This is a genomic window from Brevundimonas abyssalis TAR-001 (assembly GCF_000466985.1).
Lineage (GTDB): Bacteria > Pseudomonadota > Alphaproteobacteria > Caulobacterales > Caulobacteraceae > Brevundimonas > Brevundimonas abyssalis.
Map to the genome: position 1 here is coordinate 1 of NZ_BATC01000114.1, position 1402 is coordinate 1402.

At 72.1% G+C, this 1402-nt stretch carries 1 protein-coding gene; it reads right to left on the minus strand.

The features are described from left to right. Positions 1–1402, minus strand: a 1402-nt coding sequence (locus MBEBAB_RS16670; protein WP_444979091.1) for a TSCPD domain-containing protein, incomplete at both ends; no start/stop codon positions are given.

Here is a 1402-nt window from a genome sequence, read left to right on the forward strand (position 1 = left end):
CTTCCTTTGCAGGGCGAAATCGCCGCAGGCCGGGCAGGCGGCGGCCATGGGCTGGGCCGGTGCGGTGGGCGGGGCCTCGGCGTCCCGCTTCTGGCCGAACGGCAGGACCACCAGATTGTCCGGCGCGGCGCCGCGGGCGAAGCCTTGGAGATGAAGCGGGCGGCGGGCACGGCCTCGGCGTCGCCGCCGTCACCCCCGCCCAGCCCGTCCGCGTTCAGGGCGTCGGGATCGGCGTTGGCCAGCTCGGAACGGTCCAGATAGCTGACCGCCAGCTCGCGGAAGATGTAGTCCAGGATCGAGGTGGCCGACTTGATGGAGTCGTTGCCGGTCACGCGGCCCGCGGGCTCGAAGCGGGTGAAGACGAAGGCGTCCACGAACTCGTCCAGCGGCACGCCGTATTGCAGGCCGATGGAGATGGCGATGGCGAAATTGTTCATCAGGCTGCGGAAGGCGGCGCCTTCCTTGTGCATGTCGATGAAGATCTCGCCCAGTTCGCCGTCGTCGTATTCGCCGGTGTGGATGTAGACCTTGTGGCCGCCCACGGCCGCCTTCTGGATATAGCCCTTGCGGCGGTCGGGCAGCTTGCGGCGGGTGCGGTCCCGCTCCACCACCTTCTCCACCACGCGTTCGGACACGAGGCGCTCTGCGGTGTCAGACGAGGACTGCGCGCGACCGGACGCTTCGATCGGCGGCAGATCCAGCAGGTTTCCAAGCGGGGCCGGGTCCGCCACGAGCCGGATGGCGCGCGCGCCGGCCAGGGCCCGGCGGGACACGGCGCGCATGGCCTGTTCGCCGGCCGCGTCCCAGTCCAGACGCTCGGGCGTGAGGTCCGGCAGGTCGCTGAACGGCGCCACGGCGGCGGCCACGCTCGTCGGATCGACGCCGAGAACCGCGCGCAGCCCGGGCGACGCCGCGTCCCAATCGGTCAGATCCGTATGGCCGAAGGCGTGGGCGGCGGCCCGGGCCCGGTCCTCGTCGCTGACGCCCAGGTGGGCGAGCAGATCGAAACCGGGGTTCGCCCGGTCGTCGGCGGTGACGCCCAGGACGTCGTGCAGGAAGCCGGCGTCCAGCACCGGGAGGAAGGCGTGCTCCAGCCGCTGCACCGTCGCCAGGGCCGTTTCGATGGCCTGAAGCTCAACGTCGGTGAAGCCGAGCGCCCTCAGGGCCCCGTGGTCCAGCCCCGGCGCCTCGACCAGGGTGCGACGGCCCAGCAGGTGACGCTCCGCGGCCTCCACGTCGCCGCCCAGCGCCGCAATGGCCGTAACCGCATGGGGCGACAGCGCGGGGGCGGTCTCGCCCTCCGCGGTCTCGATCAGGATGCGGTGGGGGGCCGCGCCGTCCAGGGACGCGCCCAGACGCAGCGCCAGTTCGGCGTCGTCGGAGAACAGGCCGATGAGCGCGT